Origin of the sequence: uncultured Vibrio sp., from assembly GCF_947488985.1 — a bacterium.
In the GTDB taxonomy this organism is placed as follows: Bacteria; Pseudomonadota; Gammaproteobacteria; order Enterobacterales; family Vibrionaceae; genus Vibrio.
On the sequence record NZ_CANLBV010000332.1, the window covers coordinates 1 to 354 of the forward strand.

Consider the following 354-nt stretch of genomic DNA (forward strand, 5'->3'; position numbering starts at 1 on the left):
GTACTATCATCGAAAAGCAACATTTTTTAAATTCAGGTAAAAACCATACCGAATCAACGAAAATTACACCTTTATGGACACTTATTAAAAGAGCCTCTTAACCATTGCAGCAATGATTAAGAGGCTCTCGCAAAAAGGTTGGTTTGTGTCGTACTAAGTGACGTTACGTTAAATATGCGTAAATTCTCAACGAAGAAAGTCCCCTAAGTATTGGTTATTAGGGCGTGTTGATCTTTGCTGTACATTTCGCGTTCAACAATACATCGGTAGCCACATCAACATGAATGCCAGCGATAGCATGCTGGCATAATTCCTTTCTAACTTGTCATATCTACTTGAAATAGCTCGATAATG

At 37.6% G+C, this 354-nt stretch carries 1 pseudogene; it reads right to left on the minus strand.

The features are described 5' to 3' along the window. Window positions 1–252 precede the first annotated feature (252 nt). Window positions 253–354 (minus strand): annotated as a pseudogene (locus Q1A70_RS20570) (IS5/IS1182 family transposase); the annotation flags it as partial.